Below are 21523 nucleotides of genomic sequence, written 5' to 3'. Positions count from 1 at the left end.
CCGCAATGTCCACTCATGGGACGGGCCGGGGCGAGGCTGCAAGGCTGACGACCCCCGGCTACCTCAAAGTTACGATCACGGGTCCAGGCGGCTGCGGAAAGCGCTGGGCGCGCGACCCGTCCACCGTTTGAAAGCGGTGGAAAAGGCGGGTTGGTCTGCGTAGCCAAGTGAGAATGCAATTTCAGATAGCTGCATACCGTTGGTGATGAAAGTTTGGGCCAGATCACAGCGCAGATCGTCTGCGATCTCTCGATAGCTTGACCCTTCATCCTTTAGCCGACGCGCAAATGTTCGCGGGCTCATGCCGAGATTGGCGGCTATGTCATCGGCTTGCGGAAAATTCCCCGGCATCGAACGTGTAATCAGACCCTCGACCTGCGCCCGCAATTTTTGCTTAGGCGAGGCCCGCTCTGCCAAGACGCGTTCCCCGTACTCAATCAGATGCTCTCGAAGCATCGGGTCATATGTGGGCACGGGAAGATCCAGAGATGAAGGCGACAGAACAATCTCTAGGTTTTCTGCTCCAAACTCTACCGAAAATCCTGCAAGCTTTTGAAATAGATTTCTTTTCTCTCCAACCTCGTGTTGAAAGCGAATTGCTATGGGGTGGAAGTCTGACTGCGTCAGGTTCCGCATTCGCGCCAGTGTCCCAAACATCAAAAACTCTGTGCGTCTGTGATACCGGGCAAAACTTGCGTCTTCCCAGTCCGCCTCGAAGGACACAAAATTCCCGGCATGGCGCAGACTGAAGGTGATTGTGGGATCTATGATGCGAGAGAAGCGGGTTGTGTTTTCAAACACCTGTCGGAGGTCACGAGAGTACTTGCTGATATAGGCCGTAATGCTAGAGGCCGAACTGACTTTTGAACCCGCATAGGCGGCAAAAGTTATGTCGCGCATAGCGTCGCAGGCATATCTGATGAACATCGCCTCAGTTTGCGCACTGTAGACTGTAGTGGGGGGAGCGATTGCCGCTCGGCTTAGACCGCTGCGTTCCAAAAGCTGGTCTGCTAACTCTGGGCCGCCCGAACGCTCATCTACCGTTCGGGTCAGGTGTTGAATTCTGGCAATATCAAGCTCCATATCCAATTCTTAATGCTTTCGCGAAAAATTTGAACCCAGTTTGCACGGGTGCAGGCAAACCCATCTGGCAGGTTTTCACAAGTTTCTGGCACTTTTCAGCAAGGATATAGCAACGCAAAGGCATAGTTACCTCGTGTTGTCGGGTCAGCACCTTGTGGGGATGAGGGTAGAGCTCCGGTCGTCTCAGACTAGCGATCGGTGGCTCCCCGGCACGTTTCATCTGAAAACCTACGTGTCGCATTGCGGATTTTACCCTTCAATGGCACGGTCCGGTTGTGGCGAAATTGATCTGGTATCCAATGCAAGACCGGGCGATCTCAGATGTGGGAACCGAGCAGAACCTCATCGTTTTTGATGGAGAATGCGTGCTGTGTTCTCGGTTTTTCAGGTTCATGCTGTGGGCTGACACAAAGAAGCGGTTCAAGTTTGTAATTGCCCAGTCCCCCATAGGACAAAGCCTTTACCGGCAACTCGGCCTGCCCACCGACGAGTTTGAAACCAATCTTGTGATCGTTGACGGTGTTGTGCATCAGCGCTTGGATGCTTTTGCTGCTGCAATGCGCAGCTTACCCGCTTTGTGGCCTGTTCTGTCGGCCTGTCGATTTCTTCCGCGGTTTTTGAAGGATCCGCTTTATCATTTCATCGCGCGCCACCGATTTGCATTCTTTGGACGGTTCGAAACGTGCCTGGTTCCGGATTCATCCATGAAAGCGCGGTTCTTCCCCGGAGGGTATGCGTGAGGCCGGACCCATTTCTGCAGGCCCTTCCAGCCAATTCTGAGGTGCCGGATGCGGTCCGAAAATTCCACAGTGAAACGGCAGAGTTTACAGGACTATGCAGCATCCAAAGAGGAACCGGGTGGTTGACCTCTTTGTCATTGTGGTTGGGTGGGTTTCCCCCCGCTGCAGATACTCAGACGGTCCGCATTCGAACCAAACTCAATGGCCAGGAATGGGAATGGTTCAGGGATTTTGGCGGGCATGAGACGCTGTCTCATCTGGTCTACGACGCAGACAGGCGGTGCGTGAAAGAGAGGATCGGAGGGCTGACCATCTGGATGCGCCCACAGGTTCGAGGTCAAAAGCTGCATTTGAACATCCTGCGCCTCACTCTATTGGGGGTGCCATGCCCAAACTTTCTTTTACCGCGTTCGGCGACGGTGGAATGGCAGGATGATCAAGGCCGGTTTCGGTTCGATGTTTCCGCAGAAATGCCGATGTTGGGTCAACTGATCCGATATCGGGGCTGGCTGATGCCGGTTCACGTAAATAGGAACAATGCCTGAATTGAACGTGAGGTGGCTTTGCCATGGCCGCCTGCAATCTACTTTAATATTTATCAAGAAACATGAGAGAGTAGCATTATGAAAAAAGTGATCACATCTGCGGTTCTGGCCGCCGCCACGTTGTTTGAACCGGGGGCGGTGACAGCAGCACCAAACGGTTTTCAGACTGTTGCAGTAAACGACAAAGTGTTTGAGGTGATCCCGCGCGCGCGCAGGGATGTGGATGGCTATTGGTGCGCTGCTGCAGATTTTGCTCGTCGCAGCTTAGGGGCAGGGTGGCAGCAGAATATCTATGTTGTGCGTGGATATGGCCCAAGCGAAGCCACCGGTCGCCGCACGGCGGTCCAATTCTCGTTGACCCCTCCAGCAAATGTCGAGCAGAGCACAAGCTTTGTTTCCATTGGTTTCCAGCCGGGGCAGAGCAGGTCCGTCCAGAACGCGAATGGCCTGTGTTTCCGGCAGCCAATTTTTGACTGAAGAAGGTAAGACCCGCGTTTTGCAGACCGAGTTTATCATTTCAACGCAGGGGCCGGGGCTGTATGAGTTCACCTCGGGTATACGAGACTGGCTTGCCCCAAGCGGTCGCGACGGATTGTTGACCCTGTTTGTGCGCCATACCTCGTGTTCTCTGGCCATTCAGGAAAATGCGGACCCCGAGGTGCGGACGGATTTGCAGGCCTTTTTCGAACGTCTAGTGCCACCGGCGGATGATCCGTCGATGGCGTATTTAAGGCACACCTATGAGGGGCCAGACGATATGCCAGCACATATCAAAGCTGCGTTGCTGCCTGTGTCCTTGGGCATTCCTGTCGCCGCAGGGGTGCCCATGCTGGGGACATGGCAGGGCGTTTATCTGTTTGAACACCGGACCCAATCACACAACCGACGCGTCGCTGCGCATTTCGCGTGACCCCTTTATTTAGCGGTAAAAATTTCCGACTACCCAAATCCTAGAGGCTGCCCTATAGTTGTGGATAAGTGGGCCACAGCGCTTACTAAAAGAGGCGGAACAAGAGACGAGGAGACGGCGGATGCGCTGCCCGTTTTGCGGAAATATCGACACTCAGGTCAAAGATTCACGCCCGGCAGAGGATCATGTCGCGATCCGCAGGCGCCGTTTCTGCCCGGCTTGCGGCGGACGGTTCACCACCTATGAACGCGTTCAGTTACGCGATCTGGTTGTGATCAAAACCAATGGAAAACGCGAGGATTTCGATCGAGACAAGCTGGAACGGTCGATCCGTATCTCGATGCAGAAACGCCCGATTGATCCGGAACGCATTGATCAGATGATCTCGGGTATTGTGCGACGGCTGGAAAGCATGGGCGATACCGACATTCCGTCCAGCAAGATCGGTGAAATTGTTATGGAAGCTCTGGCGCGGATCGACACCGTTGCCTATGTTCGGTTTGCAAGCGTGTATAAGAATTTCCAGGCGGCCGATGATTTCGAGGAGTTTGTCCACGAACTGCGCCCGCCGCAGCCTTCGACGGACGAGTGAGCGAAACAGATAAGCGATATATGGCGCTGGCCCTTGCCTTGGGGCGGCGCGGACAGGGGACGTGCTGGCCCAACCCATCCGTTGGCTGCGTACTCGTACAGGACGGGCGGATTGTTGGGCGTGGTTGGACGCAACCTGGTGGTCGGCCACATGCGGAAACCGAAGCGTTAAGACAGGCGGGATCGCAGGCGCGTGGCGCGACTGCTTATGTCTCGCTTGAACCCTGCGCCCATCACGGACAGACCCCGCCTTGCGCTCAGGCCTTGATTGAGGCCGGTGTGGCGCGTGTTGTTTCAGCCATCGAAGACAGTGATCCGCGTGTTGCCGGGCAGGGCTTTGCCATGCTGCGCGAGGCTGGGATTGACGTGACAACCGGTGTTCTTGCGGATCAGGCGGCCCGCGACCACGCCGGTTTCTTTCTAAAGACCGAACAGGGCCGGCCATTTGTCACGCTTAAACTGGCCAGCAGTTTTGACGGGCGCATTGCGACCGAAAGCGGCCATAGTCAGTGGATTACGGGTCAGACCTCGCGGCGGGCTGTTCATGCCATGCGGGCAACGCATGATGCTGTTATGGTTGGGGCAGGTACGGCGCGCGTAGACGACCCCTCTCTGACAGTTCGGGATCTTGGGATTGAACGTCAGCCTGTGCGCGTCGTCGTTTCGCGCCATCTGGATATCCCGTTGATGGGTCAACTGGCACGCACCGCCTCGAAAATTCCGGTGTGGTTGTGCCATGGTCCGTCACCGGATGCCGAACGTGCAAAAGCGTGGGAAGGACTGGGCGCAAGGCTTATCCCCTGCGCGTTACGCGATCATCACATTGATGCCGCTGACCTGTTGCTGCAGTTGGGGCAGGAGGGTTTGACCCGCGTCTTTTGCGAGGGCGGATCGTCCCTTGCCGCGTCGCTTTTGGCGGATGAACTGGTTGATGAGTTGATCGGCTTCAGTGCCGGGCTTGCGATTGGTGCCGAAGGTTTGCCTGCCATCGGGGGGCTTGGTATGGATCGTCTGGATGAGGCCCCACGGTTTGAACTGCTGGAGACCCGCATCATCGGTCAGGACGTGATGCATCGCTGGGCGCGGGCATTGCGCTAACGGCGCCAGAGATGCGCCTGTGTTGCGAAAACGCCCTGTAGTTTCGAGAGCAGTCTAAGGCCGGGTCCAGATCGGCTCTGGTAGCCATCTGTCAGCCTTTCCAATACCACTTCCGGAGGGCAGGGCATGCCGGTGACAGGGTCCAGATACCTCGGGTAATCGATCAGTGCGGCATGGATCAATCCCAGCAGGGAGGGCCGTGCACCACGACGGGCGGGGACGGACCCCAAATCCTGCGTCAAACCCCAACCAGCATAAAAGGGTGCACCGAGCGTTGTGACCGGCAATCCGCGCATCAGCGCCTCGAACCCTAGCAGAGAGGTCATGGTCCAGACCTCCTGAACCTCACCCAACAATGCGGCGGGATCGGTGTTCGTGACGATCAGGTCTGCTAGCCCCTCAGCTTCGGCCTCACCTTCACGCAGGCCAGCTTCGACATCGGGGTGCGGTTTATAGATCAGAACGGCGGTCGGGTTCATCTCGCGGGCGGTGCGCAGAAGTTCGGTGTTGGTGCGAACGGTGCTGGTTCCAAACAGGATCGAGGCATCGTCCTCGACCTGTCCGGGCACCAGAATGCGGTGACCTTTTTGCAAGTCCGGAACCGGGCCGCCGGTGTTATATTTGCTGACCGCTCCGGCGATAATCTGTGTCACCAACCGCTCGGCCCGCAATTCCTGATCCGGCCGCAGGGTCTCCCGCTTGGCGATCATCTCTTCCAGCCTGCTGGGTTTGGTCGGGTCGTAATAGATCCCAAGGTCATCCAGCGACAGCGACAGAGGCGGCACAAGGCTGGCCCCCAACCCACAGGACCGAACAAAGCCATCCTCGACCCGTTTGACGTTTTCCATATCACGGCCGTGCCGCGCCCAAACCATGTGGGGACGATCTGGGTTTTCGGGAACGTCAGGTGTGAATTTTACCTTTTTCTCGCGCCCAAACATGTGCTGCAGGTGCCTGCGTTTCCAAAGCCGCATCCCGGATGCCGTCCAGCCCTTGTGATCTTGTCGCCAGGCGCGGGTCAGACCTTCAAGCGTGTCCAGCACGGATTCGAATTCGCACAGCTGATCCCGATAGGGATCGTACCACTTGGGATAAAGAACCATGGTGGCGGCGAAGAGTTGCGCGCGCGTCAGGTTTCGTTGGCGTCTTGGGAAATGGGCTTCGTCTTGGGTAAGACCCCATCCGGCGTAAAACGGTTGGCCGAAGACGCGGGGTTTGTGACCGGCCAATATGGCCTCGAACCCAAGTTGCGAGGACAGGGTGTAGACGCCCACAGCACCCTCTAACAAGGTCCAGGGGCTGATGGCGCTGTGCTGAAAGGATACGCGGTCGGTCAGATCATCGGCAGAGTAATATCCGGGCCGGTGCCCTGCGATCGTGTCGGGGTGGGTTTTGATCAGAACGGTCGCGCCGGGGTTCTCCTCTTGCGCCATAACCAGCATCTCGCGGAACCGGGCCTCATCGCCGCCGCTTGCCCTTACAGAAGCATCGTCGCGTGCTTGATCGACAACCAGGACATACCCTGGGTCCGGCGCAGGGGTCGCGGGATCATAGGCGGAATACTTACTCAGATGCAGTTCGCGCAGCCGCGCCATCCCGCCACGTGCCCGGTTCAGCAGGGCCGTATTATCCAACGGGTCGGTCGCAAGAAGTGTTTCCAGATCCGAAGGCTGTGTTGGATCAAAATGCACACCGCTGCGATCAAGCAGCAGACCCAGCGGAGCATCGCCATTGCGTCCTGAGTGCAGAGATCGCAGGAATGCATCCTCTACGCGCAAGATCGGAGTATTGTATTTGGTCGCTATACGCAGTCCACGATGTGCCGTCGGGCTATTGCCCCAGATACCCACCAGATCCGACCCCTTGGGCGTGCCGATGCCGATATCATATCCGGCCAGTGACAGAATTCTCCGCACGCGCGCGGCTGTCAGAAATCCGCCATTATAGACCAAAAGACGACTGCGTTCGGCCTTGGCATGCGTTCCTTGAGGAACGGAGGGCATCATCCGCCTGTCAGTGTCGTGACATTGGCAAGCGGGGTCAGGCCACCGGCGATCAACGAGATGGATTTGCTCCATTGCGCGTAAGGTGCTTCGGTGACGTAAATTGTGTCATCATCGCGGATGACAAAGTCACGGGCGATGAAAAGGCCATTGGGTGCTGTCAGGTTCAGCACGTAGATCATGCGCTGCTCTCCCTGCAGGTCCGGTTTTCCCATGACTGACCGGACAATGTCCTGTCGTTCCTTTCGTAGAACGAAAATGCCGGTCGGGTCCGAAGACAGGGGCTGTAAGCCACCAACCTGTGCCAGCGCTTCCAGCGCGGACAGATCCTGACTGTCGAATGCCACGCGCGACTGACCGCCCGTCGCCCCCAAGGCGACATAGGACCGGTTGTCGGCTTCGACTAGAATGCGGTCGCCACCCCGCAGGGCAACGTCAAATTCCGGGTTGCGGAACAAGTCATTGTACCAGACCGTCCCTTTTTGATTGCCTCGGATCAGTGTCACCAGGGCGATATCGGACCCTTCGATCACGCCGCCAGCCCGTGTCAGCATTCCGGCCAGTGTGCGGGTTGGTCGTTCGATCGGATAGATCCCGGGTGCGGACAGGGTGCCCGACAGCGAAACGGTTGATCCGTCCCCGGCGATACGGCGCACTTCGACCTGAGGATCAGGGGTCTGATCCTGGAGCTTTTCCGTGATCAACATGCGAAGCTGTTCCGGCGTGTTTCCGGCTGCGCGCAGGCGCCCGGCATAGGGAACAAAGATGAAGCCCTCGCTGTCGACCTGTACCTCTTCCAGGGATGTTGAGGCGCCGGTCTCTCCGGATAACAGCCCGTCATCTACGTTTTCCCAGATTGTCAGGCCCAGTACATCACCCGGACGAACCGTGTCGGCGGTCAGGTTCTGAGCGCTACGGAAGGTTTGCGAGAACCCGTATTGAGGCACTGCCGACGTGACCTGCGCCACCCGGTCGTCGACCTCAACAACATAGGCGTTTCCACCTTTTGTGGTCGAACCGGCAAGGATTTCGGATTTGTTTGGGCCGGTTTTAGGTAGTTGGCACGCGGCCAGCAGGCCAAGAGCGGCCACAAGGGTTACACCCCGTCCCCATCGGATTGGAAAGCGCTGCACTGCCGAATATCCTCGAACGTCTTGGTTTTGGTCTTTTGTTTCCAGCAGCGTACTTGTTTCCAACTGCAATCGCCAGCATCAAGAGGGGTGATTTACTCAACGATCCTCAACTGTGGCGTCCGCGCCTCTTTGTCGGTCAGCACGGATTGGTAGGGATCTTTCGCCCTTAGCATCATATCCACGGCGCGCCTAAGCAACTGCCGCCGCCCACGGCGTGAATAAAACCCGCCGGGGACCTGACTGGTATCTAGCAGAAAACGCCTATAGCTTTGATAGGCTTCGGTATCGGGGATATCTGGATTGGAAAAGAAATCAGTGATCGGTTGGTTGGAAACAAATTCGGGCTTGTCATAGACCGATTTGCCAAAGGCGCGCAGAGGAATGCCGCGCCACAATACCTGCTGACCCGCAGTTGAATTGATCGTCACGGCCGAGCTCGCTTCGTTGAGCAATGTGGCCAGTTTGCCCCCGGGTACATAATGGACCCGATCAGCGATACCCAGTGTTTTGGCCAGTTTGCGTGCCACCTGGCGCAATGGTTCCCGATGATTTTCCAGCGGGTGTTCTTTGATGACCAGATGATGGTGCGTTGGTGCGCCATTTGCAAAACCGTGCAGTACCTGCTCAAGAAACTCGGACATGCAGTCAAAGTCCGAGTGTGACTGAACCGAACTGTCATGTCCCAGTTGCAGCAATGCCAAGTGATAGGGAAACCCGCCCCGCCGGACCCGCTCCGTCGCCATTCGCCTCCGGATTCTGTGGAACGGCATCATTGCCAGCCGTTTGAAATACAGCCTGAACTCTTTCGAAACCGGTAGGTCACGGTGGGTTCGAAAATTGCGATACTTGCCGTTCAGGAACAGAACGAACCAATGATACAGCGCGCCATAGAAAATATGCTGTCGCATATCACCCCAATGCGTCGGAGGGGGCGGCATCGGCGCATCAGTACGCTCCAGCGCTCGCTGCATCTGGGTAACTTCCAGATTCATCAGATGCGAATTGCCATTCGTACCTGTGCGTTCGTAGGTGACCCACCAGGGCCTCAGATACCCTTCTTCGAAAACATGAACAGTGATCCCGTGGGCGCGGGCGATGCGGATGGCTTGGGCGTGGATTGGACGCGTATCGCCATACAGGACAATGTCTGTCACCTCGCGGCCGACAACCAGGTCAACAAATTTTGCCGGCCAGTTCTCGGGTTTGCCAGCATAGGGAATAAAGCTGGCCTTATCAGACCAGAAAGCCTGATCCCCGGCGTTGAAACCCACGCGCCACACCTCGGAACCCGCTGCGCGCAGGATCTTACCAAGCGCGCCAAAAAACGGCCCGTGCGGTCCTTGCAGGAAAAGAAATACGCGTTTTTGCGCAGCGCCGTTGAGTGGTAACATTTCTGCTGCTCTTGTCGTTAGATGAGGAATTATGCCTGTTTGTCGTATTTGCGGCAACCTGGGGCTTGCCCGTAGGCGCGCTTACGCTTACCTCGACGGTGAGCGCTGGCATCAGGTTAGAAACAGAGGGTTAACGCAATGTTTACGGGGATCGTCACAGATATCGGCACCATCACCGAACTGGAGCAGCAAGGCGATCTGCGGGCGCGGATCAAAACCGCCTACAATACCCCGGGGATTGATATTGGTGCATCCATTGCCAGCGACGGCGTTTGCCTGACAGTCATCGCACTGGGCGAAGACTGGTATGATGTGCAAATCAGCGCGGAAACCGTTTCGAAAACAAACCTGGATCGCTGGACCGTCGGCAAACGCGTCAATCTGGAACGCGCGCTGAAGGTCGGAGATGAGTTGGGCGGTCATATCGTGTCTGGTCATGTTGATGGCGTCGCAGAAGTGGTCGCCGTTCTGGACGAGGGCGACAGCACGCGGGTAACCTTGCGCGCACCCAAAGATCTGGCTCGCTTCATTGCGCCCAAGGGATCAGTTGCGCTGAACGGTACTTCTTTGACCGTAAACGATGTGGACGGGTGCGATTTTGGTATCAACTTCATTCCGCACACCAAAGAGGTGACGACCTGGGGGGATGTCGGCATCGGCGACCGGGTCAATCTTGAGATCGACACGCTGGCTCGCTATGTCGCGCGCCTCGCTGAAATGTCCTAGTCCACAATTCAACGTCGCGTCTGACCGGAACGGTGCCGCATGCGGTCTGGTCTTTGACCGCGCGGTGGTCTATCCACCCGGTCAAACTTGGCATGTGAAAGGCTGCCCCATGAGCTTTGAAACTCCCGGACCGGTCGAGGCCCAGCTGCGCGCGGCAATCAGCCCGATCAAAGAGATCATCGACGAGGCGCGCAGAGGCCGGATGTATATCCTGGTTGATCACGAAGATCGCGAGAATGAGGGCGATCTGGTGATTGCCGCCGAGTTCGCTGATGCTGAGGCAATTAATTTCATGGCCACCCATGGTCGTGGCCTGATCTGCCTGCCGATGACGGCGGAACGGATTGACACGTTGGGTCTGCCGATGATGGCGGTGAACAACTCGTCACGTCATGAGACCGCGTTCACCGTGTCGATTGAAGCGCGCGAGGGAGTGTCGACTGGCATTTCCGCTGGTGACCGGGCGCTGACCGTGGCGACTGCGATCAACGAGCAAAACACGATGGTCCATATCGCCACGCCGGGTCACGTCTTCCCCTTGCGGGCCAAGCGGGGCGGGGTGCTGGTGCGCGCGGGCCATACCGAGGCCGCCGTTGATATCTCACGCCTGGCCGGGTTGAACCCTTCGGGCGTGATCTGCGAGATCATGAACCCTGACGGAACCATGGCGCGGCTGCCTGACCTGGTCGAATTCGCCAAGGAACACGGGTTGAAGATCGGCACGATCAGCGACTTGATCGCCTACCGGTCGCGCAATGACAATCTCGTGGTTGAGACATCTCGGGAAACCGTCAAATCCGAATATGGCGGCGACTGGGAAATGCGGATTTTCACCGATCAGACCCATGGCATCGAACATGTCGTGATGGTCAAGGGTGACATCACCACGCCTGAGCCGGTTTTGACCCGGACCCATGCGCTGCACGAGGCGCCCGACATTCTGGGTCTTGGCCCGAAATCCTCACGTGAGCTGCCGCGCGCGATGGAAAAGATTGCGGATGAAGGGCGCGGTGTGGTCTGTCTGTTCCGCCAACCGCGCAACTCGCTCTATGCGGCTGAAGATGAGGGCCCACGCACCATCAAACAAACCGGTCTGGGGGCGCAGATCCTGTCCAAGATGGGGATCCAGGAACTTGTGCTGCTGACCGACTCGCCGGAAACCGTTTATCTCGGGCTCGACGCATTTGGCCTGTCCATTGTCGGGACCCGTTCAATCCTCAGGGAGGACTGATTGTGGCTGAACAAGACAAACACGGCGTGTTGCCGACACCGAGTTTCGACAAACCCGTCAAGCTGTTGATCGTTGTGGCCCCGTTCTATCGCGCCATCGCTGACAATCTGGTGGCTGGCGCAAAGGCCGAGATCGAAGGGGCAGGCGGCACCTGTGATGTGGTCGAAGTGCCCGGCGCCTTGGAAATCCCGACGGCTATCGCCATGGCGGACCGTCAGTGCAATTTTGACGGCTATGTCGCGCTGGGCTGTGTCATTCGCGGAGAGACCACGCATTACGAAACCGTCTGCAACGACTCCAGCCGTGCCATCCAACTGATGGGTCTGCAGGGGCTGTGCATCGGCAACGGTATCCTGACAGTCGAGAATGACGATCAGGCCGAAGTGCGCGCCAATCCGGAAAAAATGAATAAAGGGGGCGGAGCTGCCGTTGCGGCCTTGCATCTGATCGCGCTCAGCCGTAAGTGGGGCTCTTCCAAAAAGGGCGTCGGGTTCAAGCCGCCGTCCGAGTCCATCCTTGTGGCGGGCGACAGCAACGGATCCACGACAGCATGACCAAGACAGACGCGCCAAAACCGGCCAACCAGAAACGCCTGATGAAATCCGCCGCTCGGCTCTATGCCGTGCAGGCGCTGTTCCAGATGGAGCAATCGGGTCAGACAACCGATCAGGTTGTGACCGAGTTTCTGGATCACCGCTTTGGCGCCGTCTATGAGGGCGAGGAAATGCTGGACGGCGATATTCGCCTGTTCCGCAAGCTGGTTGAAGATGCGGTCAATTATCAGGCGCCGATCGATCAGATGACCGATCGTGCTTTGGTTGCCAAATGGCCGATTGCCCGGATCGACCCGACCCTGCGTGCGGCCTTCCGGGCCGCCGGAGCAGAGCTGACACAGAACGACACACCGCCCAAGGTGGTCATCACTGAATTCGTCGATGTGGCGCGGGCCTTCTTCCCCGAAGGTAAAGAGACCAAATTTGTCAACGCAGTGCTGGATCACATGGCGCACGAGGCCAAGCCCGAGGCGTTCTGACGCGTTTACACGGATCAAATATGCGTTAAACTGAATATTATAGCGCAATGAGGTCCGCCATGCCCAAACTGATCCGTTTGTATATCACGCAAGTGGCCTGGGGCTTTGCCATCTCGGCAATTTTTGTCGGGGTGCTTCTGGCCCTGAATGTCGCCAACCTGCGTCATCTGATTACTGGTTCTGATATCGGCCTGGTTGCTCTGGCGATGATCTGGTTCATGAACGGGATCGTCTTTGCCGGTGTACAGTTTGCCTATGCCATTATGAGCATGGCCGAAAAACCCGGCGGTCCGCGCGGTGGAACGCCGGTTTCTGTCAGGCTAAAGCCTGCCTTGATCAAACAAGAGGCACGTACTGGGCGTTAAGACAGGTGACACGCCGGTTGAGGTGGACGCAGAGCTTGCCCGCCGTAATTGGTAGGTCAGGGCGTCAGTTTTAGTCTGACTGCGTTGTGACTTTTGTCTGACAGGGTTCGGGTCATTCGGCAGACAAGGCGACACCCTCCACGGTAACCCTGTGCATCAATCGTCGAAATCCATGATAGTCATTGACCGCTTTGTGCCATGTGGCCCGGTTGTCCCAGATGGTCATGTCGCCTGTTTGCCAACGAATGCGGCATTGGAACTCGGGTTGCTGGCAATGGTCATATAGCATTGCAAGGATGGCTGCTGATTCATCGGCGCTCAGGCCTTCGATATGGGTTGTGAACACTGGATTCACATAAATACCGCGCCGCCCGCTGAGGGGGTGTTTTATGATCACAGGATGTCGCGCGTCTTGGGTGGCTGCCTGTGCATTGCTTAGCCGACCACTTTGCGCCGCTTCACTGTCCTGTGTGCTTGTTCCAAAAACGTGCCGAGAGGAATGAACCGCCCAGAGCCCATCCAGAAAGCTCCGCATGGTAGGTGACAGCGCCTCATAAGCCGCACCCATCGAGACGAACAGCGTGTCGCCTCCAAAGGGCGGGGTTTCCAAAGCATGCAGGATAGACCCCATCGCCGGGATTTGGTCATAGGAATGATCGGTATGCCAGCCCTCTCCGATGGCCTCTTTCTGATCCTTTTCCTTCAGCACCATAGCGATTTCTGGATGCCCATCGACCGGCCTGAAGAAGCGGTTGATGTTGATCGCGCCAAAGCGTTGGGCAAACGCCAGATGCTCATCCGGGCCGACATCCTGCGCTCTGAGTACGATGACAGAGTGCTGAGCAAAGGCCGTATGAATGGCGTCGAACAGGCTGCCGTCTCGGATATCGGCGCCGATGATCTCTGCGCCCACACCGCCGGTAAGTGGTCTGATGTCCATCTGCTTTCTCCCTGAGTTTCAAACGCAGGGTAGCGCATTGCTAAAGGTCGAAAAAACTGATTTAAAATTTGTAAAGAGAAGATTTTATTGATGATACGTTTCACTTTGCGCCAGTTGTCGTTCTTCGCCGAGACGGCGCGATGTGGCGGTATCGCGCAGGCAGCCAGGAACCTGAATGTTTCGGCCGCCGCTATTTCATCGGCAATCGACAAACTCGAAGATGTCACTGGTTTGACGTTGTTTGATCGCTTTCCCGCACGCGGGATGAGGTTGACCCGCGTTGGCGCAGCCTTTTTGACGGATTCCGAAGCGTTGCTGATGCAAGCAGGCGCGCTCGGCAATCGGGCCGCTGTGATGGCTGAGGGTAAAACAGGGTCTATTGTGATCGGGACACACTATGCAATTGCGCAGAAGATCATTCTACCAGCTGTTCTGGCTTTTCGCCAAAGCCATCCCGGTATCCGCATCGAGGTTGTTGAGGATGATTTCCCGAACCTCGTTGCTGCGCTGGATGCGGGCGAGTTGGACGCGCTTGTGGTGTTTGATCAAGGGTTTGATCCCCAACGTCATCACGTTGAAGTACTCAAAGAACTGGCGCCTCTGGTTTTACTTCCGGCCTCCCACCCTATGGCGCATGCCGACAGCGTACAGCTTGAGCAGCTGACAGGCTTGCCCTACATTGCAGTGTCGCGTTCCGGTCCGGGTCCAAGCTATCTTGACCTGTTGCAGGCCGCCGGGCTTGATCCAGAAGTGCCGCTGACCTCGCAATCACGAGAGTTGGTGCATGCCTATGTTGGCAAAGGGCTTGGGTTCACGCTGGTTGGTTTTCCGCCAGAGGCGAGCCGCACGATAGAAGGCGATGCGGTCGTCGCGCGTCCGCTGGCACAGGATATCGGGTATTTTAATGTTGTGATTGTGCAGCCCCGTGCCATTCGGCAACCCGAACCCGTAAAAGCATTTCTTGATGCCTGTCTGATCCAGGTTTGATTAGCGCGATCTGGCCCGCAGGTCAGAACCCAGAGCTCGTAAATCCGGCTATTTCCTGCCGGAGTTTGGATCGAGTGTGGCGGGACCACCAGTCAACCGTGCGGTTTGATTCCCGAGGACCTGTATGTACAGGTGGGCGCCAGGTAATCAGGCCAGGACCTGAACAGAGCCAGCCCCCTCGGAATTGCTTAAGGCCACCAGAATGCTACCAGTCACAAGAAGGGCAGAACCCGCCACGGGCCTAAGTAGGGCGTCCGGCGGGTTCGTACAAGGGGTCAGGCGTCAACAGTTTCGTGCAAGGACGCGCGCATCTTGCCAAAATGCTCGTCCCAGCCATTGTCCAGCGCCAGGATCAGGCCAAAGGCATCGGCACCTTGCGGCAGACCTTCGTGCAGCAGGTCCAGGCGTGTACCGCCCGCAACCGGTTCCAGCGTCCATTTCACGATGCTTACCGCGTCGCCCATCGGCTTAACCGTGAACGAGTATTCCAGATAAGACGGAGGGCGCGCCTCGCGGACCTCTCCCCAGATCAGCAGGTCGCCACTGGTTGTTCCGAACATCTCAAGCTTTTGGCCCTGCGCCAGGGGGCGTTCGGGTTTGTGAAACCATTCCGCCAGCCTCTCGGGTTTGGTCAGATAGGCCCAGACAGTCTCGGGCTCGGCCCTCAGGAAGATGGATTTCCTTAGAACGGCATCAGTCATTTTGATTTCCTTTCAACAGCTTCTTTAAGAGAGTTAAGGCGTTCATCCCAGAATTGATCAAAGTAGCTGAGCCAATCCAGAACAGGGGCCATGCCTTTTGGTTCAAGTCGGTTTATGCGTTCCCGGCCACGGGCTTCGACGGCAATCAGGCCGCCATCCGACAGCACGGTCAGGTGTTTCTTGACCGCCGCGCGGGTCATGTTGAAGCGATCAGTCAACTGAGCGATCGTCATGTCCTGCAGTGCTAACATCTGCACAATGTCCCTGCGGGTCGGGTCAGCCAGAGCGCGGAACGCGTTTTGAGTTTGGTTTTCCATATGCAACCTAAAGAGATACCATTTGGTTTCACATTAATGCAATACCAAATGGTACTATGTCAAGCCGTATGGGCTCACTTTACATTTGTTCACTAATTGTTCACATTTGGGATATGACATTGGACCTGCAACCCGGACAAAGACTTGCACGTGGCGTCGCCCGTCACCTGACGGCGCATGGCTTTGTATCCGTTGAGGAATTCGTGCCTATACGCGGACTGCGGGTTGATGTGATGGGGCTGGGTCCTAAGGGTGAGCTTTGGGTGATCGAATGTAAATCAAGCCGCGCTGATTTCCAGTCGGATTCCAAATGGCAGGGCTATTTGGAGTGGTGTGATCGATTCTTCTGGGCAGTGGATACGGAGTTTCCGACCGAGCTGTTGCCTGCCGAGACCGGGTTGATCATTGCCGATGCTTATGACGCCGAGATCGTGCGTATGGCACCAGAGGACAAGATAGCTCCGGCCCGGCGGAAGAAGATGATCCAGAAATTTGCCACAGATGCAGCCCGGCGCTTGCAGTCCTTGAGAGATCCCAGATTCTGATAGCTCAGCTTTTGACCGCCCGTGCGGCATGCGCGGCGGCGCGGAGCTCGTCGGCAATCTCTTCGGCTTCTTCTGGATCGAAATCCATTGGAATCTCAAGGTTTTCTGCTTCTATGAATAGGCGCACCATCCCCTGATCTGTTGGTCCGATCTGCAAATTCGCCTGAATGTCACTTTCGGTATTGATGCTCATGTGTGCCTCCGGGGATGAGAGTTCGTGCTAGCGCGCAAAGGCTTGAGAATCAAGTTACCTTTGCGTTCAAATAGGGGATGCACTCTATTCAGATCAGACCCTTTGAAGCTTTGGACGCGCCGTGGTTGGTGGCTGTGCATGATTTTTTGTATTCACGAGACGAGGGTTTTGACGACTCTTTTGTCGTGTTGGTGAAAGAAATCCTCGATGATTTTATCACTAACCATGATGCCAAGCGCGAGCGTGGCTGGATTGCGGAATGTGACGGCAAACCTTTGGGCAGTATTTTCTGCGTTGCCCTAAGTGAAACGACCGCAAAACTGCGGTTGTTCTTACTGTTGCCCGAAGCGCGCGGGATGGGTCTGGGAAAGCGGATGCTGGAGAGCTGCATGGGCTTTGCTCGCGGCGCCGGTTACACTGAAATGAGGCTGTGGACGCATGAAAGCCACAAGGCTGCCTGTGCGCTTTATGGGTCCACTGGGTGGCAGTTGATGGATAGCAAACCGGTCCATTCCTTCGGGGTTGATCTGGTCGAACAAAGCTGGAAAATTCAGCTTTAATCCTCTTGCATTCCGTGAACGCGTTCGGTACATCGCCCTTCACAAGTGCCGCCTTAGCTCAGTTGGTTAGAGCGCTGGATTGTGGATCCAGAGGTCCCCTGTTCAAGCCAGGGAGGCGGTACCATCTCCCCGATTGCCGGAAAATTCCCAAGCTAGTTCCGCCCCTAGGCTGTCGCGCAAATCGAAGGGCTGCCTTTACTCAAAACGGTACCGACTTTTATTTGAGAAATTGTCTTTTCCGGGGATTGCAGCGGCTGCAACCCCGGTTGGGTCTTAGCGTGCCAGATTCAGGCGAAAGCGCATTTTTGTTTTTCGTTCCGCAGGTAAATGACGGTTCAGATGCTTGTTCACCAGGCCGAACCCCCCAACGATCACAAGCGTCAGTAAGATGAAATAGAAGGCAAGGATTGGATAGGCGACAAAGGGGTTGAACGTCTTGTCCGCGAAATAGCTTGCGTAATACAGCGCATCGCCTCGTTGCTGCCAGGCGGGGAAGGCCGAGAAGAACACCAGCGTGGTGGCATGGAACAGAAAGATCGCCTCATTCGTGTAGGCGGGCCAGGCAAGCCGCAGCATGGTGGGCCAGACGATCCGCCGGAAGCGAGACCAGCCGGACATGCCATAAGCATCTGCAGCCTCGGTATCGCCCTTGGGAATGGATCGGAGCGCGCCAAAGAAAATTTCGGCTGAATAGGCGGCAGTGTTCAGAAACAGAACGATCAGCGCCCCAATCCAGGCCGACGTCAGAGAATCGAACATCGGATAGGATTTCTTCAGCGACAGGAAGAAGAAATAGGCAAAGAAAAACTGAATGAACAGCGGCGAACCACGAAAGATGAAAATGAACCATTCCGAAGGTTTGCGCAGCCAAAAACTGGGTGAAGCTTTGCCAAGCGCCAGTGCTGTGGCAAGGAAAAACCCGGTCGCAAGCGCCATGACTCCGAAATAGATATTCCAGATCATACCAGACCCAATCAGGGTAAAGTGCTCACATAAGGTAAAGTCGGATTTTGGCAGCAGACGCTCGCCATATCCAAGAGATCGCAGGCCGTAGTCCTGAATGGTCTGCAAGCAGCTCATGCGGTGGTCTCCTTGCGCAGCAATTCTCCGGCGGCGGTGGCCTGTCCGTGCGAGAGCCGGCGCATCAGGCGTTCAAGCCCGATCTCGGACATACGGGTGAAGCCAAGGTAGAAAACCAGCAGGAACAGGAAATACCACATGCGCCAGTCACCGTGTGGGTATTGCGTAAACTTCGGAGTCTTGGTGCTGCCCAGTTCGCGGGCCCAGTACACGATATCTTCGATGCCCAGAAGGAACAGCAACGGCGTGGCCTTGATCAGAACCATCCAGAGATTGCTGAGACCGGGCAGGGCATAAACCCACATCTGAGGCACAAGGATTTTCCAGAATGTCTGGCGACGGGACATCCCATAGGCTTCGGCGGTTTCCAGCTGTGTATAGGGTACGGCCCGCATGCCGCCGAACAGAACATTGGCGGCGAAAGCACCGAAAACAATAGAGAAAGTGATGACAGCCAGAAAGAACCCATAGGTTTCGTGCACCCATTCCGGCGAGGTGCCCAGTGGCAGTTTGGCAGATTGGCAGACGATAAAGTCGTTGCCCTGTCGGATCGAATCCGTCCAGTCCGGGCAGAGAATTTGATGCCGCGTCCATTCGAATGCCTGATCCAAAGCAATCACGAAGAACATGAAAAAGGCGATATCCGGCACGCCGCGCACGATGGCGATATAACCCTTACCCAGCCAACTGACCGGCAGAACGTGCGAACGGGCAGCCATGGCGCCGACGAACCCGAAACCCAGCGCTACGGGCGCCGTCACGGCAAGTAGGGCCAGTACCTTGAGGAAGGACAGGTAAAAGGACCAATGCACACCATTGGTCAGATAGCACGAGAACCAACGGAAGGTTCCCAGCGTGTCGGGATCAGTGCAGAACGAAAAAATGGCGGGCCTCTTCAGGTGGTAAAGGCGCTGGGGCGGCGCGCCCGTAGACTGGGGCACGCCGCCGGATCAGAATTAGAAGGTCGAAGACACTTCCCATTTGGTGATCAGCTCGTTCAGGCTGCCGTCATCCTTCATGGATTGGATGGCTGCGTTGAGCTTTTCTTTCAGCTCACCGTCGGATTCACGGACGCCAATGCCGACGCCACCACCCAGCGGAACCTCATCGGCCACAAAGCGCAGATCTGCGTCTTCGTCGACGATCGGGGCAAGGAAGGATTTGTCGGCCAGAACCGCATCGGCCTCACCGTTGCGTACGGCAGCGATGGTTTCCTCGGGGCTGGCGAACTCGACCAGGGTCGCGCCGGATTCGGCGATATAGCCAGCCTGAATGGTGCCGGTCTGTGCGGCGACCACACCACCTGCAACATCGACGTCATCCGACATTGCTACATAGGCGGAGGGATCCGGTGGTGTGTAGTTCTGGGTAAAGTCGATGACCTCGTCACGCTCGTCGGTGATCGACATTCCAGCGATGATCACGTCGTAGTTGCCCGAGACCAGGTTCGGAATGATCGAATCCCAGTCGTTCTTGACCCACTCGCAGGTCAGGTCTGCGCGTTTGCACAGCTCGTCGCCCAGCTCGCGCTCAAAGCCGTCGATCTCACCTGCGTCATTGACGAAGTTCCAAGGTGCATAGGCGCCCTCGGTCCCCATCCGGATGGTGTCTGCCATGGCCATGCCCGCGCTCAGCGCAAGGGCCGCAGTGGTCAGGATCAGTTTTTTCATTGGATACTCCCCAGTTTTGGTTCTGATCTGAAGTTATGCCGCCTGAGTGGCGGAAAGAAAGCCCTGAAGCCGTGGAGATTCAGGGGTAGTAAAGAGATCTTCAGGCAGGCCTTCTTCTTCGATGAGGCCCTGGTGAAGGAAAACGACATGGCTAGAGATATCAGCGGCCATTTTCATGTCGTGGGTCACAATGATCATGGTGCGGCCTTCTGCCGCCAGGTCTTTGATCACCTTGATCACTTCTTGTTCCAATTCGGGGTCCAGCGCCGACGTGGGCTCGTCAAACAAAAGCGCCTCGGGCTCCATGCACAGCCCCCGCGCGATCGCGGCACGCTGTTGCTGGCCACCAGACAACTGTGCGGGGTAGGCGTCGCACTTGTCGCCAATACCAACTTTTTCAAGGTATCTGCGTGCGCTGTCTTCAACTTCTTTTTTGTCACGGCCCAATACCGTTACAGGTGCTTCCATCACGTTCTGCAGGATGGTCAAATGAGCCCACAGGTTGAACTGTTGGAAAACCATCGACAGGTTTGTGCGAATGCGCAGAACCTGTCTTGCATCTGCAGGCCGGCGCGTGTGGCTGTTACCGGACCAACGAACAGGTTCACCCTTGAAAAGGATTTCGCCCTGCTGGCTGTCTTCCAACAGGTTGCAGCACCGCAATAGAGTGGATTTCCCAGACCCCGAGGACCCAATCAAAGATACAACATCGCCCCGTCTGGCAGTGATATCCACACCCTTCAGCACTTCCAGATTGCCGAAACTCTTGTGTAGGTTCTTGATCTCAATGACGGGAGTTGAATCTGTCACGGTTGGTCCAGGTGTTATTGGTGTTGGTGCGGTACTAGGGCTTAAAAATCAGATCAATGCAATGCGCAAATGACAGAGTAAGCGGGTGATTCCGTCAATTTGACGAAGCGTTCTGGTCAATTTGATCATGAATTATCCATCGCAGTTTACAATTTCGACGGATTTGGGACGCGCAGATAATCTTTGGCAGGAATAGAGATCAGGTCATGCAGGTGCAGAAGGTTCCGATCTTGCGGTGATATGGTTTGAATCGCGTTGCGAACAGCGCGTGCGATCTGAGCGGCATCCTGATCTTTCGCTGTGATATAAGGTAGCGCGGGGGTTGGGGTTGTTTCGGCGACCTCACGCAGAGCTTCTGGAAGGTCGGAATGGACCTTCAGAATCTCCCACGTCAGCGCATCCAGCGCGGCATAATCGGCACGGCCCTCGGAAATGGCTTGAGCAGACAGCGCATGACCACCGGATTGCAGAACCGACGATGGTGTTCGGTGGTATCGTTCAAGGTGAACCATTGGGGCGGCCCATCCGGATTGCGACAGCGGTTCATTATAGGCAAAAACACCATCGGCCAATTCATCAAGATCGCGGGGGTCGTGGCGGCGGGCTACAAAAACCGACCGGTAATGGCCAGGTGGGCAGCCAGGCAACGCGTAATCCGGCGTTCCAACCAACTGCACCTTGCCATGCAGCCGGGTGCGAAAGGGCATGCCGCAGGTCTGGGCAAAAACCAGATCCGGGTCCAACCAGACATCCCAGACATCCCGGTCTCGGTTTAGGTTTGCGGGGCCATAGCCAAGGTAATCCCGAATCGATGCCCAAAACCGATCATTCGCAGGGCGCAGCGCAGGCATGTCGTACATGCCCAGCATGG

General features: G+C 56.5%; 27 protein-coding genes and 1 tRNA gene. 15 read left to right on the top strand and 13 right to left on the bottom strand.

Going from position 1 to position 21523, the window contains the following annotated elements; all coding sequences use genetic code 11:
• Positions 1 to 75 precede the first annotated feature (75 nt).
• Positions 76 to 1083 (bottom strand): helix-turn-helix domain-containing protein, encoded by a 1008-nt coding sequence (locus FN806_RS05085; RefSeq protein WP_142634657.1) that lies wholly within the window; start codon positions 1081 to 1083, stop codon positions 76 to 78.
• A 275-nt stretch (positions 1084 to 1358) separates the two neighbouring features.
• Here FN806_RS05085 and FN806_RS05080 point away from each other — a divergent pair, with 275 nt between their 5' ends.
• The 6 genes from FN806_RS05080 to ribD all read left to right on the top strand — a co-directional run bounded on the left by FN806_RS05080 (position 1359) and on the right by ribD (position 4967).
• A complete protein-coding gene (locus FN806_RS05080) occupies positions 1359 to 1823 on the top strand; it encodes a thiol-disulfide oxidoreductase DCC family protein (protein ID WP_342781992.1) in 465 nt (154 codons plus the stop codon).
• Positions 1766 to 2368: a DUF4166 domain-containing protein gene (locus tag FN806_RS05075; protein ID WP_342781991.1), complete on the top strand. Its 603-nt coding sequence runs from the start codon at positions 1766 to 1768 to the stop codon at positions 2366 to 2368. The genes FN806_RS05080 and FN806_RS05075 overlap by 58 nt, the downstream gene beginning before the upstream one ends.
• Positions 2369 to 2446: 78 nt before the next feature.
• Positions 2447 to 2845 (top strand): hypothetical protein, encoded by a 399-nt coding sequence (locus tag FN806_RS05070; protein WP_142634653.1) that lies wholly within the window; start codon positions 2447 to 2449, stop codon positions 2843 to 2845.
• A 19-nt stretch (positions 2846 to 2864) separates the two neighbouring features.
• Positions 2865 to 3278: a secondary thiamine-phosphate synthase enzyme YjbQ gene (locus FN806_RS05065; RefSeq protein WP_142635160.1), complete on the top strand. Its 414-nt coding sequence runs from the start codon at positions 2865 to 2867 to the stop codon at positions 3276 to 3278.
• Positions 3279 to 3399: 121 nt separating this feature from the next.
• Positions 3400 to 3870, top strand: coding sequence for a transcriptional regulator NrdR (nrdR, locus tag FN806_RS05060; RefSeq protein WP_142634651.1), 471 nt, complete (start codon positions 3400 to 3402; stop codon positions 3868 to 3870).
• Complete coding sequence (gene ribD / locus FN806_RS05055) at positions 3867 to 4967, top strand: bifunctional diaminohydroxyphosphoribosylaminopyrimidine deaminase/5-amino-6-(5-phosphoribosylamino)uracil reductase RibD (protein WP_142634649.1); 1101 nt, start codon at positions 3867 to 3869, stop codon at positions 4965 to 4967. The genes nrdR and ribD overlap by 4 nt, the downstream gene beginning before the upstream one ends.
• Here the strand turns inward: ribD and FN806_RS05050 are convergent.
• The 3 genes from FN806_RS05050 to FN806_RS05040 form a co-directional block, all read right to left on the bottom strand.
• Positions 4964 to 6970 carry a capsular polysaccharide biosynthesis protein gene (locus FN806_RS05050; RefSeq protein WP_425471965.1) on the bottom strand — a complete coding sequence of 669 codons (2007 nt, stop codon included), beginning with the start codon at positions 6968 to 6970 and terminating at the stop codon, positions 4964 to 4966. The two genes, ribD and FN806_RS05050, sit on opposite strands and share 4 nt — an antisense overlap.
• Positions 6970 to 8103 carry a polysaccharide biosynthesis/export family protein gene (locus FN806_RS05045; protein WP_142634645.1) on the bottom strand — a complete coding sequence of 378 codons (1134 nt, stop codon included), beginning with the start codon at positions 8101 to 8103 and terminating at the stop codon, positions 6970 to 6972. Before FN806_RS05045 ends, FN806_RS05050 begins: the two co-directional genes overlap by 1 nt.
• Positions 8104 to 8195: 92 nt before the next feature.
• Positions 8196 to 9494 (bottom strand): capsule biosynthesis protein, encoded by a 1299-nt coding sequence (locus FN806_RS05040; protein WP_142634642.1) that lies wholly within the window; start codon positions 9492 to 9494, stop codon positions 8196 to 8198.
• 138 nt (positions 9495 to 9632) lie between these two features.
• Here FN806_RS05040 and FN806_RS05035 point away from each other — a divergent pair, with 138 nt between their 5' ends.
• From FN806_RS05035 to FN806_RS05015, 5 genes are all read left to right on the top strand, one after another.
• Entirely contained in the window at positions 9633 to 10220 is a 588-nt protein-coding gene (locus FN806_RS05035) for a riboflavin synthase (RefSeq protein WP_142634640.1), read from the top strand.
• Between the two features lie 109 nt (positions 10221 to 10329).
• The gene (gene ribB, locus FN806_RS05030; RefSeq protein WP_142634638.1) at positions 10330 to 11451 is read left to right on the top strand and encodes a 3,4-dihydroxy-2-butanone-4-phosphate synthase; all 1122 of its coding nucleotides are present in this window, start codon (positions 10330 to 10332) and stop codon (positions 11449 to 11451) included.
• A 2-nt stretch (positions 11452 to 11453) separates the two neighbouring features.
• Positions 11454 to 12005 carry a 6,7-dimethyl-8-ribityllumazine synthase gene (locus tag FN806_RS05025; protein ID WP_142634636.1) on the top strand — a complete coding sequence of 184 codons (552 nt, stop codon included), beginning with the start codon at positions 11454 to 11456 and terminating at the stop codon, positions 12003 to 12005.
• The gene (gene nusB / locus FN806_RS05020) at positions 12002 to 12484 is read left to right on the top strand and encodes a transcription antitermination factor NusB (protein WP_142634634.1); all 483 of its coding nucleotides are present in this window, start codon (positions 12002 to 12004) and stop codon (positions 12482 to 12484) included. The genes FN806_RS05025 and nusB overlap by 4 nt, the downstream gene beginning before the upstream one ends.
• A gap of 59 nt (positions 12485 to 12543) precedes the next feature.
• Positions 12544 to 12849, top strand: coding sequence for a hypothetical protein (locus FN806_RS05015; RefSeq protein WP_142634632.1), 306 nt, complete (start codon positions 12544 to 12546; stop codon positions 12847 to 12849).
• Positions 12850 to 12961: 112 nt separating this feature from the next.
• Here the strand turns inward: FN806_RS05015 and FN806_RS05010 are convergent, their stop codons facing one another.
• Positions 12962 to 13789: a TauD/TfdA dioxygenase family protein gene (locus FN806_RS05010; protein WP_142634630.1), complete on the bottom strand. Its 828-nt coding sequence runs from the start codon at positions 13787 to 13789 to the stop codon at positions 12962 to 12964.
• Positions 13790 to 13879: 90 nt separating this feature from the next.
• On the opposite strand from FN806_RS05010, the gene FN806_RS05005 reads away from it, so the two are divergent.
• Entirely contained in the window at positions 13880 to 14776 is an 897-nt protein-coding gene (locus FN806_RS05005) for a LysR family transcriptional regulator (protein ID WP_142634628.1), read from the top strand.
• A 275-nt stretch (positions 14777 to 15051) separates the two neighbouring features.
• Here the strand turns inward: FN806_RS05005 and FN806_RS05000 are convergent, their stop codons facing one another.
• Together FN806_RS05000 and FN806_RS04995 are read right to left on the bottom strand one after the other, a co-directional pair.
• A complete protein-coding gene (locus tag FN806_RS05000) occupies positions 15052 to 15477 on the bottom strand; it encodes an SRPBCC family protein (protein ID WP_142634626.1) in 426 nt (141 codons plus the stop codon).
• Positions 15474 to 15794, bottom strand: a complete 321-nt coding sequence (locus FN806_RS04995; protein WP_142634624.1) for an ArsR/SmtB family transcription factor — start codon at positions 15792 to 15794, stop codon at positions 15474 to 15476. The genes FN806_RS05000 and FN806_RS04995 overlap by 4 nt, the downstream gene beginning before the upstream one ends.
• 113 nt (positions 15795 to 15907) lie before the next feature.
• On the opposite strand from FN806_RS04995, the gene FN806_RS04990 reads away from it, so the two are divergent.
• A complete protein-coding gene (locus tag FN806_RS04990) occupies positions 15908 to 16339 on the top strand; it encodes an MmcB family DNA repair protein (protein ID WP_142634622.1) in 432 nt (143 codons plus the stop codon).
• Positions 16340 to 16343: 4 nt separating this feature from the next.
• Here FN806_RS04990 and FN806_RS04985 read toward each other — a convergent pair whose 3' ends face one another.
• Positions 16344 to 16532, bottom strand: a complete 189-nt coding sequence (locus FN806_RS04985; protein ID WP_142634620.1) for a DUF6324 family protein — start codon at positions 16530 to 16532, stop codon at positions 16344 to 16346.
• A 77-nt stretch (positions 16533 to 16609) separates the two neighbouring features.
• On the opposite strand from FN806_RS04985, the gene FN806_RS04980 reads away from it, so the two are divergent.
• Positions 16610 to 17092, top strand: a complete 483-nt coding sequence (locus tag FN806_RS04980; protein WP_142634618.1) for a GNAT family N-acetyltransferase — start codon at positions 16610 to 16612, stop codon at positions 17090 to 17092.
• 47 nt (positions 17093 to 17139) lie between these two features.
• Positions 17140 to 17216: transfer RNA gene (locus FN806_RS04975), tRNA-His, on the top strand.
• A 149-nt stretch (positions 17217 to 17365) separates the two neighbouring features.
• Here the strand turns inward: FN806_RS04975 and FN806_RS04970 are convergent.
• The 5 genes from FN806_RS04970 to FN806_RS04950 all read right to left on the bottom strand — a co-directional run bounded on the left by FN806_RS04970 (position 17366) and on the right by FN806_RS04950 (position 21521).
• Complete coding sequence (locus FN806_RS04970) at positions 17366 to 18172, bottom strand: ABC transporter permease (protein WP_142634616.1); 807 nt, start codon at positions 18170 to 18172, stop codon at positions 17366 to 17368.
• Entirely contained in the window at positions 18169 to 19056 is an 888-nt protein-coding gene (locus tag FN806_RS04965; RefSeq protein ID WP_142635158.1) for an ABC transporter permease, read from the bottom strand. The genes FN806_RS04970 and FN806_RS04965 overlap by 4 nt, the downstream gene beginning before the upstream one ends.
• A gap of 72 nt (positions 19057 to 19128) precedes the next feature.
• The gene (locus tag FN806_RS04960; RefSeq protein ID WP_142634614.1) at positions 19129 to 19842 is read right to left on the bottom strand and encodes a transporter substrate-binding domain-containing protein; all 714 of its coding nucleotides are present in this window, start codon (positions 19840 to 19842) and stop codon (positions 19129 to 19131) included.
• A gap of 33 nt (positions 19843 to 19875) precedes the next feature.
• Positions 19876 to 20652, bottom strand: coding sequence for an ABC transporter ATP-binding protein (locus tag FN806_RS04955; RefSeq protein ID WP_142634612.1), 777 nt, complete (start codon positions 20650 to 20652; stop codon positions 19876 to 19878).
• Between the two features lie 146 nt (positions 20653 to 20798).
• Positions 20799 to 21521, bottom strand: coding sequence for a phosphate/phosphite/phosphonate ABC transporter substrate-binding protein (locus tag FN806_RS04950; protein ID WP_246097143.1), 723 nt, complete (start codon positions 21519 to 21521; stop codon positions 20799 to 20801).
• Between the last annotated feature and the right edge of the window lie 2 nt (positions 21522 to 21523).

The organism is Ruegeria faecimaris, assembly GCF_900182615.1.
In the GTDB taxonomy this organism is placed as follows: Bacteria; Pseudomonadota; Alphaproteobacteria; order Rhodobacterales; family Rhodobacteraceae; genus Ruegeria; species Ruegeria faecimaris.
The sequence above is the reverse complement of the archived record's forward strand: the minus strand, read 5'-3'. Positions and strand labels throughout refer to the sequence as shown.